Origin of the sequence: Glaciimonas sp. Gout2, assembly GCF_035018905.1 — a bacterium.
Classification (GTDB): domain Bacteria; phylum Pseudomonadota; class Gammaproteobacteria; order Burkholderiales; family Burkholderiaceae_D; genus Glaciimonas.
In genome coordinates this window covers 452,002-478,696 of the sequence record NZ_JASJXA010000001.1, presented here as the reverse complement: position 1 = coordinate 478,696, position 26,695 = coordinate 452,002, and the positions used below count along the sequence as shown (strand labels likewise).

Here is a 26,695-nt window from a genome sequence, read left to right as displayed (position 1 = left end):
CGTTTTTTATTGGGGCTCCTATAATTAGCGCATTTTGCGTCGAAGATGGCCCTAATCCGTGTTTTTTATCCCACAATGACCACACTTCGTTACAGTCGCTGTTGGCGGCAACATCTATAATGATGACATGTTGAAACAACGCACCATCAAAAAAATTGTCAAAACCGTCGGTATCGGATTGCATTCCGGAACCAAGGTTGGGTTGACCTTGCGCCCGGCAGCGATAAACACCGGTATTGTTTTCCGTCGTATCGATCTCGATCCAGTCATTGACTTTCCTGCAACCGCCACTGCGGTGGGCGACACGCGAATGGCGTCAGTGCTGTCCAAAGATGGTCAACGCGTATCGACGGTCGAGCATCTGCTTTCGGCATGCGCAGGTCTCGGCGTTGATAATTTATACGTGGATCTGACCGCGGAAGAAATTCCCATCATGGATGGTTCTGCCTCGTCTTTTGTGTTTCTGCTGCAGCAGGCCGGTTTGGAAGAACAAGGCGCGGCGAAAAAGTTTATTCGAGTCAAAAAAACGGTGGAAGTCAGGGAGGGCGAGGGCGACAAGGAAAAATGGGCGCGGCTCGAACCTTGTGACGGTTTCAAGCTGAAATTCTTTATTGAATTTCATCATCCTGCTGTCGATGGGACAGGACAAACCGCCGAAGTTGATTTCAGTTTTGAGTCCTATGTGAAAGAAATTGCCCGTGCGCGCACTTTTGGGTTCATGCAGGATGTTGAAACTCTCCGAGGAATGGGCTTGGCGCGTGGTGGTTCATTAGAAAATGCGATCGTGATGGACGAGTATCGTATTTTGAACAGTGACGGCCTGCGCTACGAAAATGAATTTGTGCGGCACAAGATATTGGATGCTATTGGTGATTTGTATCTTATCGGCCATCCGTTACTTGCCAGTTACACCGCTCACAAGTCCGGTCATGCGATGAATAATCAATTATTGCGCGCACTGTTGGCACAACCCGATGCGTACGAAATTGTCAGCTTTGAAAACCTTGCATCTGCACCTGATACGTATCAGCGTCAGGTTGAGCAGGAATGGGCGTTGAACTAAGCAGCATTGTCTCGTTAGCGTGGATCAGGTGATTAAATTTTCACTTTGAGCGCTAACGATGGACTTTTTTTGCTGCATCATTAATTCCCACCATCCCACCATCCCACCATCCAATTCCTACGAGATAGATTGTTTAATTGGCAATTTCTTTTATCGTGTCTAATGGCATGCCGCAGTCATTCAGCGTAACCATGAATATATTCGGTCTGCGCGCTTTATCTACTCTGTTCGTCTGTGTATCTTTTGACCATTGCGGCAAGAGCCGCTTTCAATGCTTCGTTGCGCGGCGACTCTTCTAATGCTCCAGCCAGATGCGCGAATGCGGAAACTGCAGTCGGCGTGAGGCTAAATTGTTTAATTGGCGTTAATTTTTGTAGGCTTTGGCTTACTTGTACTTTGATCCGAATTCCATTAACCTGCCAGTTCTCCGCAAGTAAATAATTCTGAAGTTTTGGTAGTTGTTGTTTTAACTTCGTTGCTAATGCCGCGTTTGGGGCCGAGAGAACTAGTTGGCCTGATTCAAAATGCAATACCTCGCACGCTTCAAACATGCTTGGTAAGCCAGCGGCACACTGTTTTTGTAAAGCCGCCATACGAGTAAGGGTTGGCAGCAGCGCTGCCATTTTGTCGTTGTCGCGCAGGAAGTCAGTGGCCTCTCGGGAGATCCATTTGGACGACTTCGAACCGGCCGCTTGCATAAATGAAGAGGAAAATGAGAGTTTGCGCATGATCACGAAACGATATCACACCTATTACGCGAAGGGCGATCTAACCGCTATTGGCGAGCGGCCGCGATGCAAGTAATTCTTCTGCATCCCCGTTTCTCTCGTGCTAAATCGATCACATTAGGTGGTCGTCATATTGCAATGTTGATCGTGTTATTTCTGATAGCGGTATTATTGACGACGGTGTTGCTGTATTTTCTGACATTTCGTTATGCTGGTAGCGTATCTATACCTTTTATGAAGACGCCAGTCTCCTTCAGCAACACTGGGAGTGTTCCTGACAATGATAAATTTTTGAAAGAAAATCTCGCCGCAATGGCCATTAAATTAGGTCAGATGCAGGCGCAGTTGCTCCGCCTTGATGCATTGGGCGAGCGCGTTCAGGGTTTGGCGGGTGTGAAGCCGGAAGAGTTTAATTTCAAAGGGACACCGGGAACTGGCGGCGCAGAGCCGTCCAGCATGAATGAACGGAAGTCACGGGCGTTCGGCATTACTGAGTTCCAATTAGCGCTGGATTCGATGGCGCGTGATATTGGTCATCGGGCCGACTATATGGATGTGCTTGAATCCACATTAATGAGTGACAAAATCAAAGCAAAGCTGTTGCCGACCAACCAACCGGTTGCAGTAAATTACAACTCATCCAGTTTTGGATGGCGAGTGGATCCTTTTACCGGCCGCAGTGCGTTCCATGAAGGGTTGGATTTTCCGGCAATGACCGGCACGCCGATTGTTGCAGCCGCAGCCGGAGTAGTTATTGCCGCAGAATATCATCCGGCCTACGGCAATATGCTCGAGATTGATCACGGCAACGATATCGTTACTCGTTACGCACATGCCTCCAAATTATTGGGAAAAGTGGGTGATATCGTGCAACGCGGACAACATGTTGCGGATATTGGCAGTACCGGACGTTCTACTGGACCGCACCTCCATTTTGAAGTCAGAATCAAAGGCGGCGCTCAAGATCCGCGCAAGTTTCTTGCGGCTGGTACCGATCAGGCAAAAATGGCGGTATTGATCGGGAGGTAGTTAATTTTTTGACACTTTATTAAATGTCAATATACAAAAGTCTGATACAAATTGGATAAGGGGGGATTGTTTCCTCGCGCATAACCCCAACGTGACGGAGGTCACATGATAAAATCTTGTACTTATGTGGTTATAGGACTTAAGCAAAACCGCCTCAGCGGAGTCATGCCTACCAGCGTTACATCCGTAATGCCGTCTTTATTAGGGCTAGCTGAGACCATTTTGCATACATCCTAAGTTATAGTCTTACGGCCTGGTTTTAGTGATTTTGGGCTTGTTATGTATTTTGTTCGCTTCGCCTTCCTTAATTGTTTAAGGCTCGCGCTTCGCCTTTACGTTAATGGCTGATATAAACGGAGCAGTTTGTGTGAAAACGCGCAATAACTCCGATACTTTTTTTAGAATCCAAGCATGTCATTACTGACCCAGATTTTCGGTAGCCGCAACCAGCGACTGCTCAAGCAATACCAAAAAACTGTAGGCCAAATTAATGGCCTCGAGTCGACAATGGAAAAATTGTCGGACGCGCAGTTGAAAGCTAAAACGGCCGAGTTCAAACAGCGCATCACCGATGGTGAAAAGCTGGATGATATGTTGCCGGAAGCGTTTGCAGTGTGTCGTGAGGCTGGCAAGCGGGTTCTCAAAATGCGCCATTTCGATGTCCAACTAATTGGTGGCATGGTGCTGCATTACGGCAAAATTGCCGAAATGGGCACCGGCGAAGGTAAAACGTTAATGGCAACGTTGCCAGCGTACCTGAACGCCTTGTCAGGCAAGGGCGTTCACGTGGTCACAGTGAATGATTACCTCGCACAGCGCGACGCTGAGTGGATGGGGCGCTTATATAGTTGGCTTGGATTGACTACCGGTGTGAATTTGTCCGCGGTAGAGCATGACGACAAGCAAATTGCTTATTTAGCTGATATTACTTACGGAACGAATAACGAATTCGGTTTCGATTATCTGCGCGATAACATGGTGTTTGAAGCCGGTGATCGTGTGCAGCGGGTGCTGAATTTTGCGATTGTTGATGAAGTCGACTCGATTTTGATCGACGAAGCGCGGACGCCACTGATTATTTCTGGTCAAGCTGAAAATCACACCGATTTGTATCAAAAAATTAACTCCTTGCCGCCGCTACTGACACTACAAGTTGGTGAAGAAACGCCTGATGGCAAAGGTAAAGTTGAGATTCCGGGCGACTATACCAAGGATGAAAAAGCGCATCAGGTCTTGCTGACCGAAGCCGGGCATGAAAAAGCCGAGCAAATTTTGACCAATATGGGTCTGTTGGCAGAAGGCGCGTCGCTGTATGACGCGGCTAATATCAGTCTGATACATCATTTGTATGCCGCTTTACGCGCGCATTCCCTGTACCACAAGGATCAGCATTACGTTATTCAAAACAACGAAGTCGTTATCGTCGACGAGTTTACCGGCCGCATGATGCAGGGACGTCGCTGGTCAGATGGTTTGCATCAGGCGGTTGAGGCCAAAGAAGGCGTTCAGATTCAGAACGAGAACCAGACCTTAGCGTCGATCACGTTCCAGAATTATTTCCGTATGTACGGGAAACTGGCTGGCATGACCGGTACTGCCGATACAGAAGCCTACGAATTCCAGGAAATCTACGGTTTGGAAACCGTGGTTATCCCACAAAATCGTCCGAATCAGCGTAAAGATCGCCAGGATCAGGTTTATAAGACTTCAACTGAAAAATACAACGCAATGCTGATCGATATTCAGGATTGCTATGAGCGCGGACAACCAGTGCTGGTGGGTACTACTTCCATCGAAAATTCAGAGTTGCTGTCAGGTATTCTGGATAAAGCCAAATTGCCGCATAACGTTTTGAATGCCAAGCAACATGCACGCGAGGCGGAAATTATTGCGCAAGCGGGTAGTCCGAAGGCAATTACGATCGCCACCAATATGGCGGGTCGTGGTACCGATATCGTATTGGGTGGCAATGTAGAGAAACAGGTGCAGTTTATTGAGGCAAACACTGAGCTCGGCGACACCGAAAAACAATTGCAATCAGCCAAGCTGGTGAACGAATGGCAGTCACTGCATGATCATGTGACGAACGCCGGTGGTTTGCATATCATTGGTACTGAGCGTCATGAGTCGCGCCGGGTAGATAATCAGTTACGTGGTCGGGCAGCGCGTCAGGGCGATCCTGGATCGTCACGCTTTTATTTATCATTGGACGACGCATTGTTGCGGATTTTTGCTGGTGATCGGGTGCGCTCCATCATGGATCGCCTGAAGATGCCAGAAGGCGAACCAATTGAAGCGGGTATCGTCTCGCGTTCAATTGAGTCCGCTCAGCGCAAGGTAGAAGCGCGTAACTTCGATATTCGTAAGCAATTGCTTGAGTATGATGACGTTGCCAACGATCAGCGCAAAGTGATTTATCAGCAGCGTAATGAGTTGCTGGAATCCCGAGACGTGTCGGAGATGGTTGGTTCGCTACGTCACGGCGTCCTAAACGATACTTTCCGTACCTACGTGCCAGCGGAATCGCTCGATGAGCAATGGGACATCCCGTCGCTCGAAGCGGCGTTGACCAACGAGTTGCATCTAGAAATTCCGCTCGCCAAGGTGTTGGAGTTAGAGCCTAATCTGACCGATGATGAGTTGTTGGACCGCGTGTTAAATGCGGCAGATGCTGAATATGCGGCGAAAACGGAAGTCGTTGGAAAAGAGTCATTTGCTGGTTTCGAACGTAGTGTCATGCTGCAAAGCGTTGACAGTCATTGGCGTGAACATTTGGCCGCGCTGGATCATTTGCGTCAAGGTATTCATTTGCGTGGTTATGCGCAGAAAAATCCGAAACAGGAATACAAGCGCGAGGCATTTGAATTGTTTGGCCAAATGCTTGATCTCATCAAAAATGAAGTTGTGCGTGTGGTGATGACGGTGCGCATCGAAAACCGCGCAGAAATTGATGCGGCGGAAGAGGAGTTGTCGCACTCACATTTGGAAAACGTCCATTTCCAGCATGCTGAATTTAATCCGAATGCAGGCGCCGAAGAGCTGTTGGCCCCGACTGCACATCCGGACGAGGCAAGATTACAAGCCCTTGTTGACGCTGTACCAAAAGTGGGACGTAATGATCCATGTCCGTGCGGAAGCGGCAAGAAATACAAGCAATGTCACGGTCAATTGGCTTAACGTGATTTTCGTAATTGATTGGTAAAGGCCGTTATCACCTGCGTTGTCTTTAAGCAGAGCGTATGCGCCACCTTTCAAACTGCAAGTGGTGTCCAACTCGTTGCGAAGTTGCTTAGATGCTGCCCTTAAGTCGCTTTTAAGTTGATTTTAAGCTGCTCCTAGCTGCAAAAAAAAGTGAAGGCAGAGCCGGGAAACCAGCTCTGCCTTTTTTTCCGCCCTGCCAGTGCCATCGATTGCACCGATTCCTGCTTATCCGATTTAAAATAGCTGCCTTGATTGATCGCAGTACGCACATTTTTTATCTGTTATGCATAGTTAGCGGCATTATTTCAGCGGCATGAAGGCTAATGGCTATGGCGCAAGATGCGGAACAGATTTTAGCTACTTTTCTTTTTATTTTCCCCGCAAAGGATTCTCATGGCCGTCAATTCCCCCATTCCCGTTGCTTCTGATCTGAAGCCCGTAGCCGGTATTGAACTCGGTTATACAGAAGCCGGTGTGCGCAAAGCTAATCGTAAGGATTTACTGGTCATGAAACTGGCCCCAACGGCGACCGTCGCTGGTGTTTTTACGCTGAATCGATTTTGTGCCGCGCCGGTTCAGGTCAGTAAAGCCCATCTTGAGGCTGCACGCGTGTCAGGTGAGCCGATTTGTGCGTTAGTCATTAACACAGGCAATGCGAACGCTGGCACTGGCGAAATGGGTCTGGCAGCGGCCAATAGAACCTGTGTCGCATTAGCGGAACTGATTGGATGCAATCCAGCCCAAGTTTTGCCATTTTCAACTGGCGTCATTTTGGAGCCTTTACCGGTGGATCGGATCGAAGCTGGGTTGCCAGGCGCGCTTAACAATCTGTGCGCTGATAATTGGTTCAATGCCGCAGAAACCATCATGACCACCGATACGCAGCCTAAAGCGGCATCGCAAACTGTGATCGTCGCTGGAAAGAAGGTCACAATGACTGGTATTAGCAAGGGCGCTGGCATGATCAAGCCAAACATGGCCACCATGCTTGGTTTTCTGGCAATGGATGCCAAAGTCGCGCAACCAGTATTGGATCGCCTAGTCAAGCAAGCGGCTGACCAATCTTTTAATTGCATCACCATTGATGGCGATACGTCGACCAACGACTCCTTCATGCTGATTGCAACGGGCTTGGGCGAGTTGGAGGTCAACAGCTTTGATTCGCCTGAATATAGCGCGCTGGCAGCGGCCGTGACTGAGTTGTCGCAGCGTTTGGCGCAAGCCATTATTCGCGATGGCGAAGGAGCGACTAAATTCATTACCGTTACGGTAGAAGATGGTTTGAATGTTGAGGAATGCAGGAAGATTGCCTATTCAATAGGGCATTCACCGCTGGTTAAAACTGCTTTTTTTGCTTCCGATCCTAACCTCGGCCGGATTCTGGCAGCGATCGGCTACGCTGGCGTTGATGACCTTAATGTCGAAAAAATAAATCTTTATCTCGATGATGTCTGGGTCGCCCAAAATGGTGGACGCAATCCTGATTATCTGGAGGAAGACGGTCAACGGGTAATGAAGCAAAGCGAAATCACTGTGCGCGTGAATCTTGGGCGCGGTGACGCCACAGCGACCATCTGGACCTGCGACCTTTCGCACGAATATGTCACCATTAATGCCGATTACCGCTCTTGATTGACTGATGGCGATCCATCGGACTCAATTTCCATCGCCGTTTGAATAACTGGATTGACTTTATATGACGCAATTAGACCAATTCCTACTCCGTGCTGAATCTATGCTGGCACGTCTTGAGGCAATTTTACCCAGCGCCAATGCCGAACCTGACTGGCAGTCGGCAATCGCCTTTCGCTGGCGTCAACGCAACGGTAGTCAAGGCGGTGGCTATTTGCAGGCGGTGCGTCATATATCGAATATCGGCTTATCGGACCTGCACAATATCACCCCGCAAAAGACGCAGATTGACCAGAACACCCGTCAATTCGTTGATGGCAAACCGGCTAATAATGTACTGCTTACCGGTGCTCGTGGTACCGGCAAATCGTCGCTCATCAAGGCGTGTCTGAATCATTACGCTGATCAGGGCTTACGTTTGATCGAAGTCGACAAGGATCACCTTTCGGATCTGCCGGACATTGTCGATTTGGTTGCTGGTCGTGCCGAGCGCTTCATCATTTTTTGCGATGATTTATCGTTTGAAGAAGGCGAGAGCGGCTATAAGGCGCTGAAGGTCGCGCTCGATGGCAGCATTGCGACGCAATCGGACAACGTATTGATTTACGCCACGTCCAATCGTCGTCATCTGTTGCCTGAGAAAATGTCAGACAACACCTCTTACAAAACGACCGAGGATGGCGATTTACATCCAGGTGAGACCGTTGAAGAAAAAATTTCACTTTCTGAGCGGTTTGGTTTGTGGGTGACGTTTTATCCGTTTAAGCAGGATGATTATCTGGATATTGTGGCGCACTGGCTTGGCCATTTCGGCTGTAACGCCGCGCAAATTGCAGATGCGCAAGGCGATGCGCTGCGCTGGGCCTTGCAGCGTGGGTCGCGTTCGGGCCGGATAGCGTGGCAATTTGCCAAGGATCATTCCGGTCGGATGACGTCATGAATGTTGGCTAATAACTGAGTACTAACTACTAAACACTAACGGTGGTCATCAAACAATGGTATCAAAATAATGACAGCGAACAGTGCACCCATTAACGTCGCAGTGGGTATTTTGATGCGGCCCAATGGAGATGTTTTGTTGGGCCAGCGGCCAGAGGGAAAACCTTACGCCGGCTATTGGGAGTTTCCGGGCGGGAAAGTTGAAAGCGGAGAAACGATCTTTGCAGCGCTGCAACGGGAGTTCATGGAAGAATTAGGCGTCGAGATCATCTCGGCCGAACCATGGTGTGGCGTGCAGCATCAATATCCCCATGCAAACGTGCGATTGCATTTTTACGTGAGCAGGGATTGGCGTGGCGAACCCCAAAGTCTCGAAGATCAGGCGTTTGCCTGGCAAGGCAGCGTTGCGGTAGAGCCGTTGCTTGAGGCGACCATTCCGTTAATTGCATGGTTGGATCAACTACGAACAGTAGCAACGACGACAGCGAGTAGTTTGGATGAAAGATTGACAATTGGCTAGCGCCCATGAGGTCAATGATAGCTTACAAGCAACGCACAAACTAGCGCTAGAGAAGCTGCTTTGGCGTTTGCTCCTTGCGGTGAACGCTATTGCGCCAGCTTATTGTCGTCATCAATATCATCTGGCGGGTTGACCGCCGGAATTGTGTATTTCTCTTCGGCCCATGCGCCAAGATCAATTTGCTTGCATCGCTCAGAACAAAAAGGGCGAAATTTGTTGGCTTCGGTCCATTCAACTTTGGCGCCGCAGGTAGGACAATCGACAATAGCCATATATTCAGAAATCTTAAATCAAAAATTGCAAAGAGTCAGTTCGAACGGGACTTCACCTTCGAAAGCTTTAGGTTTGAGGTCGCCGCCCTGAGACGTATAGCGTATCCAAAGCATGTATTTATTGGCAGATATTTCAGGGATTGCACCGAGTTCCTCATCGAGCGTTATACGCAACATCTGATAAGACTTGCCTTGCAGCATTTGCTGATAGCTACCGTTATCGGCGCTGATTTTGATTGGGTGGCCGGTCTCGCGAAGCAAGCGCAAAACGATGCCAATTGCATCAAATAGTGGGGCAAGCGGCGCAAACCAACTTAGGATGTCTGCGTAGCGTTTTTCCGCGGAATGCTGTTGCCATGCGTAGTATGACGGCAAATCGAATTCACATGCGCCGCCTGGAATAATGGTGCGACCGCGAATACTCATTAACCATTCGTTTTCACGGATATGCTGACCAGTTTTGCCCTGCATTCCCTTCAATGCCTCGCTGGTTTGATCCAGTTCGTCCAGCACCGCGTCCAGCATTTCGGGGAGTACGTTTGGATTTGAACGGAAGCCTAATAATGTTTGTCGCTGGCGCTCAAGTTCTTGCAGCAGGTCCATTTTCAGATCGGCGCGCCCGGCAACTTCCAGCATCTCGAAGATGGTGGATAGCGCGACGTGATGTTGTAAGGGACTTTCCTGACTGACAAAAAAAACGAATTTTTCGTGCAAGTCTTCCAGTCGCAACAACGTACGTATGCGCTCGTTGAAAGGATATTCGTAAACGATCAAAATGACATCCCTTTATGTGTGGGCACGACAAGTAGTGATTCTGACCGATGCGAAGCGAAATTACAAACTCTCCGCCATTTTTCTTTAGACCGGCGGTACTAAAGACAGGTAGAAAGCATGCAATTTATCCACTTGAGGCACCAATGCCGCAACATTAGAGTTGTTAAAAATAACATCATTTGCCACTTGCAAGCGCTGCGTCCGTGTTGCTTGTACGGCCATGATCGCTTGCACTTGTGATGCGGTCATCGTATTGCGTTGCATCACTCTTTCGATTTGCGTCTGCTCGTCACAATCAACGACTAATACGCGCGTTACGCGTTGTTTCCAGCTACCGGACTCCACTAATAACGGAATTCCCAACATCACGTAAAGCCCGCGCGCCGCCTGAATCTCCAGCGCAGTTCCGGCACGAATTAAAGGATGCAGGATTGCTTCGAGGCGCTGTTTGGCAGTGGCATCTGAAAATACAAGTTCGCGCATTTTTTTGCGATCCATGGCGCCGTTCGGCGCAATGAAATCGCGACCAAATGCGGCGTGGATCGCTGCGATGCCAGCGCCATTGGCGGCAGTCAGCTGATGGGCGATCATATCAGTATCGATGACTGCAACGCCGCGCTCGGCAAACAGATTAGCAACGGTGGTTTTTCCGCTCCCGATACCGCCCGTTAAGCCGATTAAAAACGGCACAGGTAATATGGCGTCTAGTGGATTTGAATCCGATATCAAGGGTTGGGCCATGTTGAGGTTATACGACAAAACCGAAATAGGCTTCTAAAATCGGGTGGCCGTAGAGCAATGCAAGTAGTCCTGCTCCCGCCAGATAAGGTCCAAACGGAATAGGTTTGTCGCGCCCCCGACGGCTGAAAATGATCAGCAAAATTCCTACAAATGCGCCCACCAGCGACGAAAAAAGAATAATAACCGGTAGCATCTTCCAACCCAGCCATGCGCCTAAAGCGGCCAATAGCTTAAAGTCGCCATAACCCATGCCTTCTTTACCGGTTGTCAGCTTGAACAACCAATATATTGACCATAATGCAATATAACCAGCCGCGGCGCCGATAACCGCGTCGATTAACGGTACAAACGTTCCACCAATATTAATGAGCAGACCACCCCATAATAAGCTCAAGGTCAGATCGTCTGGCAGCAATTGCGTATCGGCATCGATGAATGTCATGGCCAGCAAAAAATAGACGAACAGCAACGTTGCCAATCCCGTCCAGCCACTTCCAAACCGCCAGATCAGGAAGCCTGAAAGTAATCCGGTCACCAATTCGACGATAGGATAGCGTTTCGAAATAGGTGTCTTGCAGGACGCGCATTTGCCGCCTAATACGAGATAACTTATTACCGGAATGTTCTCCAGGGCACCGAGTTGGTGATGACATTGGGGGCAAGCGGAGCGGGGTAAGGTCAGATTGTAGCGATCAGTGTGCGGCAATTCCTTGCCACTTTCCTGCGCAACGTAGTTGTCGGATTCGCGTTGCATCATTTTGGGCAAGCGATGTATGACGACGTTTAAAAAACTGCCAATCAGCAATCCAAAAATAGCGGCAAATAGGGCGGGAATCAGACTTCCTGCGGGTGCAAATAAGACACCACCGAACGCGTTATTCTGTAAAAACTCATTCATCCGTGTGGTCGCTTTGAGAGGTTAGTGTGGCTTTATTCGTTTGGCAGATATTGCCTGGACCAATCGGTTTTATCATTCTGTGCTTTTTCGAATTTTAACATTGCGTTAGCCTCGCAATAATAAGAAAGGGGCAAAGCGTAAAAATTGATACGCAGCAAAATGCAATGGTAGTTTTATTACAGCACGGATAGGGGGATAAGGTGATTTTAAACGGCAATGTTATGGGGTTTTCTTAATTTTCTCCATGCCATAAAGAGCTCGGAATATCGTTGGATACATCTGTTTAGCGAAGCAATAACCCCTCTAATCGAGGCCAAAGATCAAATAAGGCGCATGTGCTTTAAAAGAATATACCTAAATAATAGGTAGGTAATACAAATAATAATTGTTTTACAGGTATTGCATTCGACGTTATAGTTTTGAGCGATCAGAATGACAATCACCTTAAAGATCAACGCTTTACAAAAAGTGTCATGCGCCAAAAGTAGTACAACTAGCGATCCAGCAAATAATCGCAATGGATCAGAGTGGTTTTCTGGCTCATTAAAAATTTTTGAGGAAAGGCATCAGGCCCATGCGACTGACCCTTAGACAATTGCAAATATTTCTTGCCGTGGCGCAAGAGGGAAGTACCACAGCGGCCTCAAATGCGGTTGCCTTGTCGCAGTCCGCGACCAGCGCGTCCTTAAATGAACTGGAGATGCTGTTAGGGATTCAATTATTTGACCGGGTTGGAAAACGTCTGTTACTCAATGATAACGGACGGTTGATGTTGTCGCAGGCGCGACAAATACTGGATGCGGCTATGACGATAGAACAACAATTTATGACCTCTATGGCGTCTACCGGTGGCGGCATGCGCATTGGTGCAAGTTCGACGATTGGCAGCTACTTATTGCCGACCATGCTTGCTAGTTCGATTCATCGCGATGCGGACAGCTATCCACGGATCACGATTGCCAATACGGCAGATATCACAACAGCGGTCAGCAATTTTGAGGTGGATATCGGACTTATTGAAGGTCCCAGCCACCGTTCAGATCTGGAAGTAGAACCGTGGATACGGGATGAGTTAATTATCGTCGCCGCACCGACGCATGCTCTTGTCGTGAGTAAGTCAGCCGGAAAAGTATCGTTAAAATCACTGCGGGGCGCAGGTTGGTTGATGCGTGAGGCAGGGTCTGGCACGCGTGAAGCAGTTGAATATGCGCTGCTACCCCATCTGCATTCAGTACGAACGGTATGCGAGTTCAGTAATTCCGAAGCGATCAAATATGCTGCGGCGGAAGGCTTGGGGCTGGCTTGCCTGTCACGTTGCGTGGTCAAAGATATTATTGAGATGGGACGATTGGTCGAGGTCAAAACAGTGCTGCCAGAACTGAACAGACAGTTTTATCTAGTACGTAGTAGATATAAAATCCTATCGCCTCGGTTGCTGCATTTTCACAAATTTTGTCAGGAATGGACCCGATAATACTGCATCAAAATGACAGCATTTTTGCTGCAATGTTTGTCCTAAGTGAGTTCTTCTGCAGAGTGTGTTGAGTCAATCCGTCGCCAGCTTGTGCCAGACCAGAAGGCAGGCGATTCAGTCAGGTTATATGTTTTAGCGAGCCATAAAACTATCACTACACGCGCAAAATCGTTCCAGCGGCATTACACCTTCTAACGTACTGTCTGCATGACTAAAACCCTATTGCGTAAGACCGAAATAACCATCACCAAATCAAGGAGATTTTATCCATGAACGCCAAGCTGAAAAACCTTGCCTTATCTGGCGAACCCGAAATATCCCCGCTGCCTGACCTATCCACGTTATCTCCAACTTCGCGGCGTCGCTTCATGCGCGGAGCGAGTTTGCTCGCAGCAGGTCTGGCGGCCAACCCGCTCGCAAGTCTCGCCGCAACCATCCAGGCCAAAGACGACGGCGTAACCTTTGCTGATGGTCCGCGGGAATTGATCGCCTATCCGCAAAAGCGTCCGCTGATTCGGGTTACGACCCGCCCACCACATTTAGAGACGCCATTCGAGGTATTTAATCACGGTCCTATTACGCCTAACGATGCGTTTTTTGTGCGCTATCATCTGGCAAATATTCCCACTTCGGTTGATCTGAAAACTTATCGACTGACGGTGACGGGACTGGTCAGCAAACCCTTGAGTCTCTCTCTGGCTGAGCTGAAATCATTGGCTGAACCGGTCGAAATAGTGGCCGTTAATCAGTGTTCAGGGAACAGTCGCGGCTTTTCATCGCCGCGTGTGTTTGGCGCACAGTTGGCGAATGGTGCCATGGGCAATGCGCGGTGGGTGGGCGTGCCACTCAAGACTGTACTTGAAAAAGCCGGTGTTGGCGCGGGAGCCAAACAAGTCACCTTTAACGGCCTCGATCAGCCGGTATTGCCCAGCACCTCAGATTTCAGAAAAGCGCTGGACGTCGAGCACGCGTTAAGTCCAGACGTGCTGCTTGCCTGGAGCATGAACGGAGAAGATCTTCCCTATTTGAACGGCTATCCTTTGAAACTGATAGTACCCGGTTATTTTGGTACTTACTGGATCAAGCATCTGTCCGAGATCGAAGTCATTGATCACACTTTTGACGGTCACGATGCCCTGTTCATGACTACCGCTTATCGTGTGCCGGATAACGACTGCATGTGCGTGGCGCCAGGCACAGCGCCTGATAAAACCAGACCAATCTCGACCTTGCCAATACGCAGTTTTATCACCAACGTCGCCAATGGCGGTGTATTGGCATCCGGTCGCATGGTGGAACTTAAGGGCATTGCTTTCGACAGCGGTGCTGGCCTGAGAACGGTCGATGTCTCTATCGATGGCGGACAGAGTTGGCAGCCCGCCAAGCTCGGTCGTGATCTGGGACGCTATTCCTTCCGCGAGTGGAGTTTGCCGGTACGTTTCAGTCAACGCGGTAATGCCGTGTTGCAGGTGCGAGCCAGTAACAAGCAGGGCGAGGTACAGCCAGCCATTGCCAGCTGGAATCCCGGCGGATATCGACGCAATGTCATCGAATCGACCAACGTCACCATCGCTTAAGGAGAATGCTCATGAAACGTCTTGTAATTGCATGTGCTGGCCTCTCATTAGTCAGCGTTGCGCTGCTGGCACAGGCCGCACCTAACATCAATACACTGCCGCCCGAAACAGCAAAATTAACCTTCTCAGCTTTGCCCGGTTATATGATCGCGATGCAAAAATGTGCCATTTGCCATTCAGCCGATTATGTCAAATATCAACCGCCGGGGATGACGTTAACGCAATGGACCGCTGAGGTCGGTAAGATGCAGCATCTGTATGGCGCACCGGTCACCGATGACGATGTCAAAAAAATAGGTGCCTATCTGGCTGTGACTTATGGTACTGCCAAAGAAAGCGCTTTACCCGCAGAGCTGAAGACTGCTGCGGTTAACGCGCCTGAAACAGCGCTGAATCCCAGCGCTACGACGCCAGCTTTGCCGGTCGGAAAAAGTATCGATGCCAAAGCACTCCTTGCGGCTAATAGTTGCCTGAGTTGTCATGCCATCGACCAAAAAATCGTCGGTCCGTCCTATCACGATGTCGCACTCAAGTATCACGCTGATCCTGAAGCGGTAAGCAAACTTGAAACCAGTATTCGCAACGGCGGCGCTGGTAAATGGGGCGCGATTCCGATGCCCGCCTTTGCACAACTAAAGCCGGAAGAGCTGCGCGCATTGGCCGAGTTTGTGTTGAAGCAATAAATTTAACCATGTTGTGCAGACCGTTGCGCAACATGGTTAACGCTGCATTGCAGCGCAAACGCACCGCAACCACGGTTAAATGACCTTATCGATTAGTAATGCGTTATACAGCGTTAGTGCTGATGCGGTCATTCATTCTGTCGATACGACGTGCCGCCATTTCTGCGAGAAGTTGGGATGACGATAATGCGAGGCGCAGCAAGGTCTCGGTATCGAGATTGTTGAGCGTTGGCATCGTTCCATCATCTCTATCCGTATTACTCAAATGCGCCAGATCAATGCATGTTTTTACACCTTGGCAGATATCCACTGTCAGGGCATAAAATTGCGCATGCTCGTCGCCTTTAAGCTGAGGTAAAAGCCATGAAAACGATGTATGGAATGACTCTGTTGCGGAAGCTGACGGTGGAGTCCTGGATGGCTCGGTCATGATTGCACCTCGCACTTGGTGAGCAAGTTTGCGACAGCGTCGGCTTGGTTAAGTAATTTATCGAAGATTTGTAAATCAGATTGTCGGTGCGTGATGATTCTTTGCATTTGTGACTTCCGTAAGTGGCGGTTTAACCGCGCCCTTCCGGAAGGTATATAGCAGGGACAAAGACCGATACCCACAGCGACCGGCAACCCGAAGGTTCCCCACCATTGCCGACCAGTGACGGCGCAACAAAGGTAGAAGCACGAAACGGCATTACGCCGTATGTGCGCTGTAGGTAATTCAGGCGACTAAACCCGGTCCCCTTTTTCTCAGAGACGCGATGAGTATAGAGCAACATCGCGTCTTTTTGAAGCGCCAATTGTTATTCGGTACTGATCACCCATCTAATAGGCAACGCTATGGAAGCTACGTCGTCAGCCTATTTTTGTGCAACTAGAATTGCTTTTATGTCGGTCTGGGTAGTAGGATGGTTGGCCTTCTCAATTCAAGATAAATTGTTTTTGTGAAAACGAGATTGCGTGCAAGGTTATTGCAACCAACGCGGTTGCAGCGCATGGTATTTATCTCCTTCATAATTAATCATTTCAGCATCATAATCACCAATTTTCTGTCCTTACGCACACTGCTTATCGACCATTATCATATTCACAAAAGGGACTATATGAATACGCACGCACCATCTCGTGTTGCCGTCGTCACAGGAGGTGCCCGAGGGATTGGACGCGCCATTGGCGAATGGTTTCTTCGCCATGACTACAAGGTCGTCCTGTTGGATCGGGAAAACGCCATTCTGGACCAAACCGTGGCGGTGATCGATCGTCCCGATGATGTGTTAGCGGTCTACTGTGATGTGTCTGATCCTGCGCAGGTTGACCGGGCCGCCGGAGAAGTGATCGCAAGGTTCGGCCAGGTTGATGCGCTGGTGAATAACGCTGGCGTGGCTATCTTCAAGCCGACGCTAGAGATGTCCTTTGACGAGTGGCGCGCAATTATGGCAACGAATCTCGATGGCGTATTCCTTTGCTCGCAAGCCTTCGGCACGCTGATGGTGAACAACGGAGGCGGTGCTATCGTCAACATCGCATCAATCTCGGGCTTGAGAGCCAGCACGCTACGCATGGCTTACGGCACCAGCAAGGCCGCGCTGATCCACATGACAAAGCAGTACGCGGTCGAATTCGGCAGTGTCGGAGTGCGTGTCAATGCCGTCGCACCCGGTCCGGTCGAAACTGAAATGGCAAAGCTGGTCCACAGTGCGGCGATCCGTTCAGACTACTACGACGCCATTCCACTAGGCCGGTATGCCACCACCGAAGAGATGGCCAACGTCGTCGGATTTCTATGCAGCGACGAGGCCAGCTATGTCAACGGGCAGGTCGTGGCGGTTGATGGAGGCTTTGACGCCACCGGTGTTGGCCTCCCGACGCTGCGGCGGCAGAAAGCCGGGGCAGGGCAGACTAAAGAATAAAATCCGACGACACGATTCGGCAGGAGCCGTTTTGAAGGCGCAGTTCTTTGCGTTGAGAGGCGATATCGTGCATGACTTCGACCACGTATTGCCGTTGGCGCGGTGGTGCGCCAACCTTCTCAGGCATCAAGCTGGCAACTGCGATCGCCTTTTCCACGTTTCCGGTCAACGCCACTCCGCTAACAGAGCATTTCGAGCATCTGGTGCATTCTGGAAGCGTTGGCGGCTTCGGTCTGGTTTCCAGGCGGCCTATGCTAACCGCATCAACGGCATAACGGAGTTGGATTAACTCTCGCGGAAATGCAAGCGCTGCGGCCGTCCGCACAACATCAGCAATGTGGTTAGCAAACACACCAGCGATTACATATAATCCAATTGTCTTACTGCCAGTGGTTTCCTTCACTTTTCCGACCATAAACGGACTGAAGATGCTGCCTGGTTGACCAAATGAATTGATGAAAGCGATACCTGTTGCAGTCACCATCTGAAAGTCGTGCAGACAGTTTATGCAGTTCCATCTTGAAAGCTGCAAACATTCACACCACCGCACCGAGTTTAAAGATCGGCAAGTACATCGCAATGACAAGTCCGCCAATCAGGACGCCCAAGATGACCATAATCAAAGGTTCCATCAAACTCGACATGGATGCCACTGCATCATCCACTTCAGCCTCATAGAAGTCAGCGACTTTACCGAGCATTTGGTCGAGCGCACCGGACTCTTCACCGATTGAGACCATTTGCGTCACCATATTGGGGAACACTTCGGAGTTTTGCATGGCGACTGTCAAACTGGTACCTGTACTGACTTCACTTTGAATTTTTTTGGTCGCGTCCAGGTAGACTGCGTTGCCGGAAGCACCACCGACGGAGTCCAGCGACTCTACTAAAGGAACGCCCGCCGAAAACATAGTGGCAAGTGTGCGAGTCCAGCGTGCGATGGTCGCTTTACGTATTACGGCACCGAAGATGGGCGCTTTTAATAGGGCAACATCCATAAAGCGCTGTACTTTTAATGAGCGTCTCCATGATTGGAACAGCAGGTACAGTCCGCCGAAAATACCGCCAAAGATGAAGTACCAGTTTGCAACAAAGAAGTCGGATATCGCCATCACAACCAACGTTGGGCCGGGTAAGTCAGCGCCAAAGCTCGCGAATACGGTCTTGAACGCAGGAACGACCCAAATCATGATAACTGCGGTGACGACGAAGGCGACGACCAGGATTGATACTGGATAAAACATGGCCGATTTGATCTTACTTTTGATGGCGAGTGTTTTTTCTTTGTACGTTGCCAGACGCGCCAACAAATCTTCGAGAATACCTGCCTGTTCACCCGCGCCGACCAGATTGCAAAATAGTGGATCAAAGTAGAGCGGAAATTTTCGAAAGGCCTGATTCAGACTTGTGCCGGTTTCCACATCCGCCCGGATATCGTTAATTAGCTTCGACACAGATGGATTGGCATGTCCCTTGGCGACGATGTCAAATGATTGCAATAGCGGCACGCCAGCCTTCATCATTGTTGCCAATTGACGAGTGAATAACGCGACGTCTTTTTCGGAAATTCTTTTGCCGCTGCGGAATGTCTTTTTCTTTAGCTTGACGACCAAAATGCCTTGCCGGCGCAACGTAACATTGACCAGCGTTTCACCGCTGGCACGCATCTCACCGCGGACCAATCGTCCTTTTTTGTCTTTACCTTCCCAGGCGTAGATAAATTCTTTGACCTGGCGCGCACTTGTGGTGTTTCGCGCATTTGGTGTAGCAGTTGCCATGACTTTCTTCCTCTTTATCAGGGTTTACGCAAAATCATCCAAGTTATTCAGATCGCTCTGGTTTCGCGGTAGTTGCTAACCTTACAGTTGCCATGTTTTCATTGGTATGTCGTACTGGAACGATATTGCGTAAGTCCTATTCATGCATCTAGTTATTGGTGCAGCCGAGCACTTCTTCGAGGCTGGTCATTCCTTGTTTGACCTTGATCAAACCTGATTGACGTAAAGTGCGGACTCCCTCCAGTTTTGCCTGTGCCTCAATTTCCAGCGCGGTACCATGCGTCAGAATGATACGTTCTAACGCTTCGGTAATCGGCATAATTTGATAGATACCAACGCGGCCCTTGTAGCCCGTGCCATTACAGCGCTCGCAGCCAAGCGGTTTATACGGCGTCCAGGTACCATCGAGATCATCCTCTGCGAGGCCTGCCTCGATCAGTGCTTCATCCGGAATAGAGACTGGTTGTTTACAACTACATAGTCGCCGCGCCAAACGTTGTGCAGTGATCAGGATCACGGATGACGCAATGTTGAATGGTGCTACACCCATGTTCATCAGTCGTGTCAGCGTTGATGGCGCATCGTTGGTATGCAACGTAGAAAAAACCATATGCCCGGTTTGCGCGGCTTTGATCGAAATATCCGCCGTCTCTAAATCGCGGATCTCACCAACCATGATGATGTCGGGATCTTGTCGCAGGAAAGCCTTAAGCGCCACTGGAAATGTCAGGCCGGTACGATCATTGATGCTCACCTGATTGACGCCGGGCAAGTTGATCTCGACCGGATCTTCAGCCGTCGATATGTTGATGCTGGGTTGATTGAGAATGTTCAGGCAGGTATAGAGGGAAACGGTTTTACCTGAACCGGTTGGTCCTGTGACCAGCACCATTCCATATGGCCGCTGGATGGCTTCCATCAAAATTTCTTTTTGCTCGGGATCATAACCAAGTGCATCGATCCCCATCTGGGCCTGACTTGCATCCAGAATCCGCATGACGATTTTTTCACCGAACAAGGTTGGTAAGGTACTTACACGAAAATCGATTGCACGGGTCTTGGACACAACAAGTCGCATGCGGCCATCCTGCGGCACGCGTTTTTCGGAGATATCCAGTTTTGACAAAACCTTGATGCGAGAGGCGAGTTTTTCTTTGATCGATAACGGTGGTTGGGCCATATCGCGTAAGACCCCATCTACACGGAAGCGAATGCGATAAAACTTTTCAAACGGTTCAAAATGAAGATCCGACGCACCTTGATTGATGGCATCGGTTAATATTTTTTGCAAAAAACGCACTACCGGCGCGTCGTCGATTTCATTGGGTGCATCAATCGCAAGCGGAGCGTCTTCCTCTACGAAGTTTATGTCGTCCGAAACCCCGATCATTTCGTTGAGGGTTTGCTCGTTGCTTTTCGTGTACTTTTGAATCTGTTTTAGTAAGGCGGGATGTTCGGCAATGATCGGTTCGACCATCAACTCTGTATGAAACTTGATTTGATCGAGCGCCTGCGTATTTGTTGGATCTGAAATCGCGACATAAATTTTGTTGCCGCGTTTTGCCAGGGCCAGAACTGACTGACTTTCCATCAACTTGGTGTCAATGGCTTTTGCAGGTAACAGACTTATATTAAAGGCGGCGAGATCCACAAGTGGATAGCCAAACGTTTCTGCGCAAAATTGCGCAAGGCCTGAGGCATCCAATTGCCCGCTTGCAAGCAATGCATCAATAAAGCGCATCTGTTCATTGCTGGCGGTTTTATGTAAGCCGTCAACTTGATCGACTGTCAGTCGTCCGGCCTGCACCAGTGCACGCGCCAATCCGGACATTGGACTGCTTAGATTAATATTAGGAAGAACTGCAACCATAGAAAATTTACGTAAAAAGAGCTACTCGGGCAACCGCCATACCGACGATCATGCCTTTGCGAAACTGTTCTGTAAAGACTTTGTGCGCGATTCTGTCGTAGTTTTAGGCGATTACTTAAGTAACGTGTTGTTATAAAGTTGTCTATAGTAAATAACATCCTTTACTTAATAGTCTGACTAGTTAAATCCTGTCGCAAGTCACTAGCCAGATTGCCATGCGAAGAGTTGCATGCTTTATAACGCGGGATGGGCTATTTGCTGCGTAAGTGGTTGGCAGGACGAATGAGCTTGGCGACCTTGATTGCCTGATTCTGTACTTGCGTGATTTCGATCACACAACCAGAAATTTTGACGCTGACGGTATTTTCAGGAATATCCTGAAGCCATTCGAGTACCAACCCATTGAGTGTTTTAGGTCCGTCGATCGGAAAGTTTAAGCCCAGACGTTTGTTGATATCACGCAACGATGTGACGCCCTCAAGACGGCATTCACCTTTATCATTCCAACCAAAACTATCAGCGCGCGCGGCACCTGGTTTGGAGGTTGTGAACTCGCCGATCATTTCTTCGATAATATCTTCTAGTGTTACCAGGCCATGCACTTCACCATATTCATCAACGACGATTCCGAGGCGCTCATGGTTTTCTTGAAAGTATTGCAATTGGGTAAAGACGTCGGTGCCTTCCGGTACGAAATACGGCGGTGTTAGCAGTGCGCGAAAATGGTCAACGGTGAGTTCGTCCTCTTGGTTGAGGAGTGCCATTGCCTTGCGCACGTGCAAAATGCCAACGATCTGGTTGATTTCACCTTCATATACCGGCAATTTGTTGTGATAACAGGTTGTTAATTGATGCTGAATTTCCTCTACCGAAACCGATAGATTCAATGCTTCGACCTGTGCTCGGGGTGTCATCACATCTTCGACCGAGATTTTTTCGAGATCGAACAGATTTAATAGAATGCTTTTATGTTTTTGCGGCATAAAATTGCCGCCCTCTAGAACGATTGAACGCAACTCTTCGGGCGATACACGCAAATCCTGAGCGTGCTTGCCGGTCTTGATGCGCAATACTTTTAATATGCCGGATACAAATAAGTTGACGAACCAGATAATGGGTTTAACCAACGTCATTAAGGGTTTCAGTATGAAGCTGGTGAAAAGGGCGATACGCTCGGGATAGGTCGCGCCAATGACTTTGGGTGTGATTTCACCAAATACAATTAACAGGAACGCAACGCAAGCGGTCGCGATGGTGATGACTTTTTGGTGATTGCCAAATGTATTGATGGCAATGGCAGTCACCAACGCCGTGGCAAGCGCGTTCACCAACGTATTGATGATGAGAATAAGGGATAACAGTTTGTCGGTGCGGTCAAGCAACCACATTGTGGTAGTCGCCGCTTTGCTTCCACGTTTGGAAAGGTGCCGCAGACGATGTTTGTTGGCCGCCATCAGCGCTGTTTCCGACATGGCGAAAAAAGCCGACAATAAAATTAGTAAACCAAGTGCAAGAAATTGCACCCATAAGGGAACGGCATCCAAAGGGTCACCGTATAAGGTATGTGGAAGGGAAAGTAGAGATGGTCATTTTTACATGGAGTGAAAGATGTTGAGTTAAAAAAGCAACTCTTTTCTTGAGGTCGGATTACATACAAACACATTATGCGATCCAGAACTTCACTCCGGTATTCCTTATTTTCCTGAATGGATACTACTTGTTGTGATAGCACTGGTGAGACGCTTTGAGCGCACTTCTTGGTTGCTTCTTTACCGCTTACGGAGTCTGACTTAATGACTGAACTCGTTGCTTCAACGCATTGTTAAACTTAATGTTTTTACTTGGTTTTCAACTCAGTTACTTAATCAACTCAGTTACTTAGCTCAGTTATGTAACTGCGCTAATTAGCTCAATGATTGCGGTCCACTGCAAACGACGCTAACTCTAGCAACGAGGTTTTATATTCGCTCTCTGGCAGCTTTGCAATCGCAGCGGTGGCTAGCTGTGCTGATTTTTTCGCTTCGGCTCGCGTGTAATCGAGCGCTCCAGAATTTGTTATTGCTGAAAGAATAGCATCAAAATGTTGCTCGTCGCCATTTTCGATGCAACTGCGTACCAGCGCGCGCTGCTCGCCGTTGCCATGCTGCATTAAATAGATCAGTGGAAGGGTGGGTTTGCCTTCGCGCAAATCGTCTCCCACATTTTTTCCGATATCTGCCGCATTGCCAGAATAATCAAGCACGTCGTCAATGAGTTGGAAAGCCGTGCCCAGTGAGCGGCCGTATTCGCCCGCCGCGTCAATTGCACTATCATTTGCACCCGCAATGAGCGCGCCTATTTGGGCTGCCGCTTCAAATAACTTTGCAGTTTTGGAGCGAATAACTTGCAGATAGCGCTCTTCACTGACATCCGGATTGTGCATGTTTAACAATTGCAGCACTTCACCTTCTGCGATGACATTGGTGGCATCAGCGACGATTTGCATGACGCGTGGATTGCTGACATCAACCATCATCTGGAAAGCGCGAGAGTACAAAAAGTCTCCCACGAGGACCGACGCAGCATTACCAAACATCGCATTCGCAGTTTTGCGACCACGGCGCAACGATGATTCATCGACTACATCGTCATGTAGCAGGGTCGCGGTATGGATGAATTCGATGACTGCGGCGAGTTCATGGTGCTTGCACCCCTCATAACCAAACGCTTGTGCCATCAGAAGTACCAGCACGGGACGCAGGCGTTTGCCGCCAGCACTGATGATGTATTCAGCAATCTGGTTGACCAAAGGAACTTCGGAATGCAATTTTTCACGAATGACCGCATTAACCGCTTCCATATCGGTCAGGATCGGGTTCATGATGGACTGCTGAGTTGGAATATTGAGAGCGACGGACAAAATAAAGACCTGTTCGTAATCGTTAAAATCGTAAATGCCAACATTATACGACGTCAGCCTTGGAAGGCTGCTTCGTTTATGCATCATGGACTTATTTTGGCACTATTTAGGTGTAATACTTGTTGTGCGCGATGAAGTTGGGCAGAGCAATTTGCACACTCCGCGTCCATTTTCATCAGCCAAAGTCTGGCGTTACCATCCGCCAGACCCGGACTCAGCCCTTCAATTTGGCGAATGCCGCAGCCATCGCGCTATTTGCCGATGCGGCAACTGGTGCGGATTGTTGTCGTTGATGCTGGGAAAGACGTTTGGCGTCGTTACGGTCCCCGCGTTGTTCCGGTTTGCTACCCGGCACCGGCGCACTATCATCCAATCGCATGGTTAACGCAATTCGTTTACGCTTTTCGTCGATTTCCAGTACTTTCACCTTCACGACTTGTCCGGCTTTCACCACGCTGTGCGGATCTTTGACGAAGGTGTTGGATAATGCAGATATATGGACTAATCCATCCTGATGCACGCCGATGTCTACAAATGCGCCGAACGCTGCAACGTTGGTGACAACGCCCTCTAATATCATGTCTGGGCGCAGATCGCGCATTTCTTCTACGCCATCTTTGAAAGTGGCGGTGGTGAACTCAGGGCGGGGATCGCGACCTGGTTTTTCCAGCTCTTTGAGGATGTCGGTAATAGTCGGTACGCCAAATTTCTCGTCGGCGTATTTGGCGGGATTGAGCGATTTCAATAGTTTGTCGTCGCCAATGACGCCTTTCACATCCTTTTTGATGTCGGCCAGAATTTTTTCGACCAACGGATACGATTCAGGATGAACTGCGGACGCATCGAGTGGGTTATTGCCGTTCATGACGCGCAAGAATCCGGCGGCTTGCTCAAATGTTTTATCGCCAAGACGAGGCACTTCGCGCAAACCGGCGCGTGAGGTGAACATCCCTTTCATGTCGCGATAAGTCACAATACTTTGCGCGACGCTGGAATTGAGGCCAGATACGCGGGCCAGCAATGGTGCGGATGCCGTATTTACGTCAACCCCGACCGCATTCACGCAATCCTCGACCACAGCGTCAAGCGAACGCGCCAATTGGGTTTGACCTACATCATGCTGATATTGCCCAACGCCAATTGATTTTGGATCTATTTTGACCAGTTCGGCCAACGGATCTTGTAGGCGGCGGGCAATCGACACCGCACCGCGTATCGATACATCCATGTCTGGTAGTTCGCGTGAAGCGAATTCGGATGCTGAGTAGACCGATGCGCCAGCTTCTGAAACAACGATTTTGGTCAACTTGAGTTCAGGGCGTAGTTTGATCAAGTCCTGCGCGAGCTTATCGGTTTCACGCGAGGCTGTGCCGTTTCCGATCGAAATCAGCGAAACGTTATGTTTTTCCGCCAGTTGCGACAAGGTGTGCAGCGAACCTTCCCAGTCGTTACGTGGTTGATGGGGGTAGATCGTGCTGGTGCCGACTACTTTGCCAGTGGCATCGACAATCGCGACTTTTACGCCGGTACGCAATCCTGGATCGAGGCCCATGGTGGCGCGTGGTCCGGCTGGTGCAGCCAACAAAAGCGCCTTCAAATTGAGCGCGAAAACGTGGATGGCCTCGACTTCGGCTTTTTCGCGCAGGTTGGTCATCAGCTCTGTTTCCAGATGCATGAAGACTTTGACGCGCCAGGCCCAACGTACGGTGTCGGATAGCCATTTATCGGCGGGACGATTTTTGTTACTGATACCGAAACGCGCGGCAATACGCCCTTCGCAGGGATTGTGTGGTGCGTCCCACTTTGGCTTTTCTTCCTCGGTATCGAGTCGCAAGACCACGTTCAGCATCTCTTCACGCCGCCCACGGAACAACGCCAGCGCGCGGTGTGATGGAATGGTGCCGATGGTTTCGGAGTAGTCAAAATAGTCTGCGAATTTTTCGCCAGCGTCTTGTTTGCCTTCGATCACTTTAGATTCGACTACGCCGTGCTCTGTCAGGTATTCGCGCAAGGCTTGCAGCAGCGATGCATCTTCAGCAAAACGCTCCATCAGAATTTGACGTGCGCCGTCAAGCGCAACCTTGGCATCGGCGACGCCGGGATTGTCGCCATTGTCGGTGCTGAAAGCGGGCTTGAAATATTTAATCGCCTCCTCTTCCGGTAGCAATTCTGGATTGGATAACAGCGCATCGGCCAATTCGGTCAAACCGGCTTCAGCCGCGATCTGAGCTTTGGTGCGGCGTTTTAATTTGTACGGTAAGTACAGATCTTCGAGACGGGTTTTGTCTTCCGCCAACGAGATGGCGCTCAGCAATGCCGGTGTCATCTTTCCCTGTTCCTCAATCGAACTCAGGATAGCGGCACGGCGTGCCTCGAGCTCGCGCAGATAGCGCAGACGCTCTTCCAGGAGGCGCAACTGAATGTCATCGAGGCCGCCAGTGGCTTCTTTGCGGTAACGGGCAATAAATGGCACCGTCGCACCTTCATCCAGCAGGGTGACAGCAGCGGCTACTTGGGCTGGTTTGGCAGCGAGTTCTAGGGCAAGACGTTGTTCGATCGAAGGCAGCATGGGTGTCTAGAGAATCAGATTCAGGCGTTGGACAAGAAAGCGATCATACGCAATTCAGATAAATTCGCTAGTCTTGACAAGCTTAAAAACATGGTTTTTGTAAAAAGATGATGAGAATTGGGAATGAAATACGAGTAGTTACGT

23 protein-coding genes are annotated in these 26,695 nt (G+C 49.4%); 10 read left to right on the top strand and 13 right to left on the bottom strand.

The features are described 5' to 3' along the window. The first annotated feature begins 127 nt into the window (after positions 1–127). On the top strand, positions 128–1,063 hold the full coding sequence (gene lpxC, locus QN379_RS02165; protein ID WP_323505857.1) for a UDP-3-O-acyl-N-acetylglucosamine deacetylase: 936 nt from the start codon (positions 128–130) through the stop codon (positions 1,061–1,063). Between the two features lie 215 nt (positions 1,064–1,278). On the opposite strand, the gene QN379_RS02160 is transcribed toward lpxC, so the two are convergent. Continuing rightward, the gene (locus QN379_RS02160) at positions 1,279–1,791 is read right to left on the bottom strand and encodes a hypothetical protein (RefSeq protein ID WP_322240393.1); all 513 of its coding nucleotides are present in this window, start codon (positions 1,789–1,791) and stop codon (positions 1,279–1,281) included. Between the two features lie 66 nt (positions 1,792–1,857). Here QN379_RS02160 and QN379_RS02155 point away from each other — a divergent pair, with 66 nt between their 5' ends. The 5 genes from QN379_RS02155 to QN379_RS02135 all read left to right on the top strand — a co-directional run bounded on the left by QN379_RS02155 (position 1,858) and on the right by QN379_RS02135 (position 9,112). Further along, entirely contained in the window at positions 1,858–2,820 is a 963-nt protein-coding gene (locus tag QN379_RS02155) for a M23 family metallopeptidase (RefSeq protein ID WP_323505856.1), read from the top strand. Between the two features lie 411 nt (positions 2,821–3,231). Continuing rightward, on the top strand, positions 3,232–5,997 hold the full coding sequence (secA, locus tag QN379_RS02150) for a preprotein translocase subunit SecA (RefSeq protein ID WP_322235362.1): 2,766 nt from the start codon (positions 3,232–3,234) through the stop codon (positions 5,995–5,997). A 417-nt stretch (positions 5,998–6,414) separates the two neighbouring features. Further along, the gene (gene argJ, locus QN379_RS02145; protein ID WP_322235364.1) at positions 6,415–7,653 is read left to right on the top strand and encodes a bifunctional glutamate N-acetyltransferase/amino-acid acetyltransferase ArgJ; all 1,239 of its coding nucleotides are present in this window, start codon (positions 6,415–6,417) and stop codon (positions 7,651–7,653) included. 64 nt (positions 7,654–7,717) lie between these two features. Further along, the gene (locus QN379_RS02140; RefSeq protein ID WP_322235366.1) at positions 7,718–8,593 is read left to right on the top strand and encodes an ATP-binding protein; all 876 of its coding nucleotides are present in this window, start codon (positions 7,718–7,720) and stop codon (positions 8,591–8,593) included. Positions 8,594–8,662: 69 nt separating this feature from the next. Continuing rightward, positions 8,663–9,112, top strand: a complete 450-nt coding sequence (locus QN379_RS02135; protein WP_322235368.1) for an NUDIX domain-containing protein — start codon at positions 8,663–8,665, stop codon at positions 9,110–9,112. An 86-nt stretch (positions 9,113–9,198) separates the two neighbouring features. Here the strand turns inward: QN379_RS02135 and yacG are convergent, their stop codons facing one another. From yacG to QN379_RS02115, 4 genes are all read right to left on the bottom strand, one after another. Further along, complete coding sequence (gene yacG, locus QN379_RS02130) at positions 9,199–9,384, bottom strand: DNA gyrase inhibitor YacG (RefSeq protein ID WP_322235371.1); 186 nt, start codon at positions 9,382–9,384, stop codon at positions 9,199–9,201. Positions 9,385–9,402: 18 nt separating this feature from the next. Beyond that, positions 9,403–10,158 carry a cell division protein ZapD gene (zapD, locus tag QN379_RS02125; RefSeq protein ID WP_322235373.1) on the bottom strand — a complete coding sequence of 252 codons (756 nt, stop codon included), beginning with the start codon at positions 10,156–10,158 and terminating at the stop codon, positions 9,403–9,405. An 84-nt stretch (positions 10,159–10,242) separates the two neighbouring features. Further along, positions 10,243–10,899, bottom strand: a complete 657-nt coding sequence (gene coaE / locus QN379_RS02120) for a dephospho-CoA kinase (protein WP_322235375.1) — start codon at positions 10,897–10,899, stop codon at positions 10,243–10,245. Positions 10,900–10,906: 7 nt separating this feature from the next. Then, positions 10,907–11,797: an A24 family peptidase gene (locus QN379_RS02115; RefSeq protein WP_322235376.1), complete on the bottom strand. Its 891-nt coding sequence runs from the start codon at positions 11,795–11,797 to the stop codon at positions 10,907–10,909. A 574-nt stretch (positions 11,798–12,371) separates the two neighbouring features. On the opposite strand from QN379_RS02115, the gene QN379_RS02110 reads away from it, so the two are divergent. From QN379_RS02110 to QN379_RS02100, 3 genes are all read left to right on the top strand, one after another. Continuing rightward, the gene (locus QN379_RS02110) at positions 12,372–13,271 is read left to right on the top strand and encodes a LysR family transcriptional regulator (RefSeq protein WP_322235379.1); all 900 of its coding nucleotides are present in this window, start codon (positions 12,372–12,374) and stop codon (positions 13,269–13,271) included. A gap of 368 nt (positions 13,272–13,639) precedes the next feature. Further along, complete coding sequence (locus QN379_RS02105; RefSeq protein WP_322240395.1) at positions 13,640–14,848, top strand: molybdopterin-dependent oxidoreductase; 1,209 nt, start codon at positions 13,640–13,642, stop codon at positions 14,846–14,848. An 11-nt stretch (positions 14,849–14,859) separates the two neighbouring features. Further along, the gene (locus QN379_RS02100; RefSeq protein WP_322235381.1) at positions 14,860–15,531 is read left to right on the top strand and encodes a c-type cytochrome; all 672 of its coding nucleotides are present in this window, start codon (positions 14,860–14,862) and stop codon (positions 15,529–15,531) included. Positions 15,532–15,634: 103 nt separating this feature from the next. Here the strand turns inward: QN379_RS02100 and QN379_RS02095 are convergent, their stop codons facing one another. Together QN379_RS02095 and QN379_RS02090 are read right to left on the bottom strand one after the other, a co-directional pair. After that, positions 15,635–15,961 carry a hypothetical protein gene (locus tag QN379_RS02095; protein ID WP_322235384.1) on the bottom strand — a complete coding sequence of 109 codons (327 nt, stop codon included), beginning with the start codon at positions 15,959–15,961 and terminating at the stop codon, positions 15,635–15,637. 130 nt (positions 15,962–16,091) lie between these two features. Then, positions 16,092–16,304: a hypothetical protein gene (locus QN379_RS02090; protein ID WP_322235386.1), complete on the bottom strand. Its 213-nt coding sequence runs from the start codon at positions 16,302–16,304 to the stop codon at positions 16,092–16,094. A gap of 324 nt (positions 16,305–16,628) precedes the next feature. Here QN379_RS02090 and QN379_RS02085 point away from each other — a divergent pair, with 324 nt between their 5' ends. After that, positions 16,629–17,435: an SDR family oxidoreductase gene (locus QN379_RS02085; protein ID WP_322240398.1), complete on the top strand. Its 807-nt coding sequence runs from the start codon at positions 16,629–16,631 to the stop codon at positions 17,433–17,435. Here QN379_RS02085 and QN379_RS02080 read toward each other — a convergent pair. The 6 genes from QN379_RS02080 to QN379_RS02055 form a co-directional block, all read right to left on the bottom strand. Beyond that, positions 17,425–17,919: a hypothetical protein gene (locus tag QN379_RS02080; RefSeq protein WP_322235389.1), complete on the bottom strand. Its 495-nt coding sequence runs from the start codon at positions 17,917–17,919 to the stop codon at positions 17,425–17,427. The genes QN379_RS02085 and QN379_RS02080 overlap by 11 nt on opposite strands. Positions 17,920–17,971: 52 nt before the next feature. Then, positions 17,972–19,213 carry a type II secretion system F family protein gene (locus tag QN379_RS02075; RefSeq protein WP_322235392.1) on the bottom strand — a complete coding sequence of 414 codons (1,242 nt, stop codon included), beginning with the start codon at positions 19,211–19,213 and terminating at the stop codon, positions 17,972–17,974. A gap of 148 nt (positions 19,214–19,361) precedes the next feature. After that, positions 19,362–21,044, bottom strand: coding sequence for a type IV-A pilus assembly ATPase PilB (gene pilB / locus QN379_RS02070; RefSeq protein WP_323505855.1), 1,683 nt, complete (start codon positions 21,042–21,044; stop codon positions 19,362–19,364). A 290-nt stretch (positions 21,045–21,334) separates the two neighbouring features. Further along, positions 21,335–22,627 carry an HlyC/CorC family transporter gene (locus tag QN379_RS02065; RefSeq protein ID WP_322235397.1) on the bottom strand — a complete coding sequence of 431 codons (1,293 nt, stop codon included), beginning with the start codon at positions 22,625–22,627 and terminating at the stop codon, positions 21,335–21,337. Between the two features lie 365 nt (positions 22,628–22,992). After that, on the bottom strand, positions 22,993–23,943 hold the full coding sequence (ispB, locus tag QN379_RS02060; RefSeq protein WP_322240401.1) for an octaprenyl diphosphate synthase: 951 nt from the start codon (positions 23,941–23,943) through the stop codon (positions 22,993–22,995). 253 nt (positions 23,944–24,196) lie between these two features. Further along, positions 24,197–26,551 carry a Tex family protein gene (locus tag QN379_RS02055; protein WP_323505854.1) on the bottom strand — a complete coding sequence of 785 codons (2,355 nt, stop codon included), beginning with the start codon at positions 26,549–26,551 and terminating at the stop codon, positions 24,197–24,199. Positions 26,552–26,695 lie beyond the last annotated feature (144 nt).

Coding starts and splice junctions, on each gene's coding strand:
- QN379_RS02140 (WP_322235366.1), top strand. CDS start 7,718: ATGACGCAATTAGACCAATTCCTACTCCGTGCTGAATCTATGCTGGCA.
- QN379_RS02085 (WP_322240398.1), top strand. CDS start 16,629: ATGAATACGCACGCACCATCTCGTGTTGCCGTCGTCACAGGAGGTGCC.
- ispB (WP_322240401.1), bottom strand. CDS start 23,943: ATGAACCCGATCCTGACCGATATGGAAGCGGTTAATGCGGTCATTCGT.
- yacG (WP_322235371.1), bottom strand. CDS start 9,384: ATGGCTATTGTCGATTGTCCTACCTGCGGCGCCAAAGTTGAATGGACC.
- secA (WP_322235362.1), top strand. CDS start 3,232: ATGTCATTACTGACCCAGATTTTCGGTAGCCGCAACCAGCGACTGCTC.
- QN379_RS02090 (WP_322235386.1), bottom strand. CDS start 16,304: ATGTTGCTCTATACTCATCGCGTCTCTGAGAAAAAGGGGACCGGGTTT.
- QN379_RS02135 (WP_322235368.1), top strand. CDS start 8,663: ATGACAGCGAACAGTGCACCCATTAACGTCGCAGTGGGTATTTTGATG.
- QN379_RS02110 (WP_322235379.1), top strand. CDS start 12,372: ATGCGACTGACCCTTAGACAATTGCAAATATTTCTTGCCGTGGCGCAA.
- QN379_RS02055 (WP_323505854.1), bottom strand. CDS start 26,551: ATGCTGCCTTCGATCGAACAACGTCTTGCCCTAGAACTCGCTGCCAAA.
- lpxC (WP_323505857.1), top strand. CDS start 128: ATGTTGAAACAACGCACCATCAAAAAAATTGTCAAAACCGTCGGTATC.
- QN379_RS02115 (WP_322235376.1), bottom strand. CDS start 11,797: ATGAATGAGTTTTTACAGAATAACGCGTTCGGTGGTGTCTTATTTGCA.
- QN379_RS02105 (WP_322240395.1), top strand. CDS start 13,640: ATGCGCGGAGCGAGTTTGCTCGCAGCAGGTCTGGCGGCCAACCCGCTC.
- QN379_RS02160 (WP_322240393.1), bottom strand. CDS start 1,791: ATGCGCAAACTCTCATTTTCCTCTTCATTTATGCAAGCGGCCGGTTCG.
- QN379_RS02095 (WP_322235384.1), bottom strand. CDS start 15,961: ATGACCGAGCCATCCAGGACTCCACCGTCAGCTTCCGCAACAGAGTCA.
- QN379_RS02155 (WP_323505856.1), top strand. CDS start 1,858: ATGCAAGTAATTCTTCTGCATCCCCGTTTCTCTCGTGCTAAATCGATC.
- QN379_RS02100 (WP_322235381.1), top strand. CDS start 14,860: ATGAAACGTCTTGTAATTGCATGTGCTGGCCTCTCATTAGTCAGCGTT.
- pilB (WP_323505855.1), bottom strand. CDS start 21,044: ATGTCCGGATTGGCGCGTGCACTGGTGCAGGCCGGACGACTGACAGTC.
- argJ (WP_322235364.1), top strand. CDS start 6,415: ATGGCCGTCAATTCCCCCATTCCCGTTGCTTCTGATCTGAAGCCCGTA.
- coaE (WP_322235375.1), bottom strand. CDS start 10,899: ATGGCCCAACCCTTGATATCGGATTCAAATCCACTAGACGCCATATTA.
- QN379_RS02075 (WP_322235392.1), bottom strand. CDS start 19,213: ATGGCAACTGCTACACCAAATGCGCGAAACACCACAAGTGCGCGCCAG.
- QN379_RS02080 (WP_322235389.1), bottom strand. CDS start 17,919: ATGGTGACTGCAACAGGTATCGCTTTCATCAATTCATTTGGTCAACCA.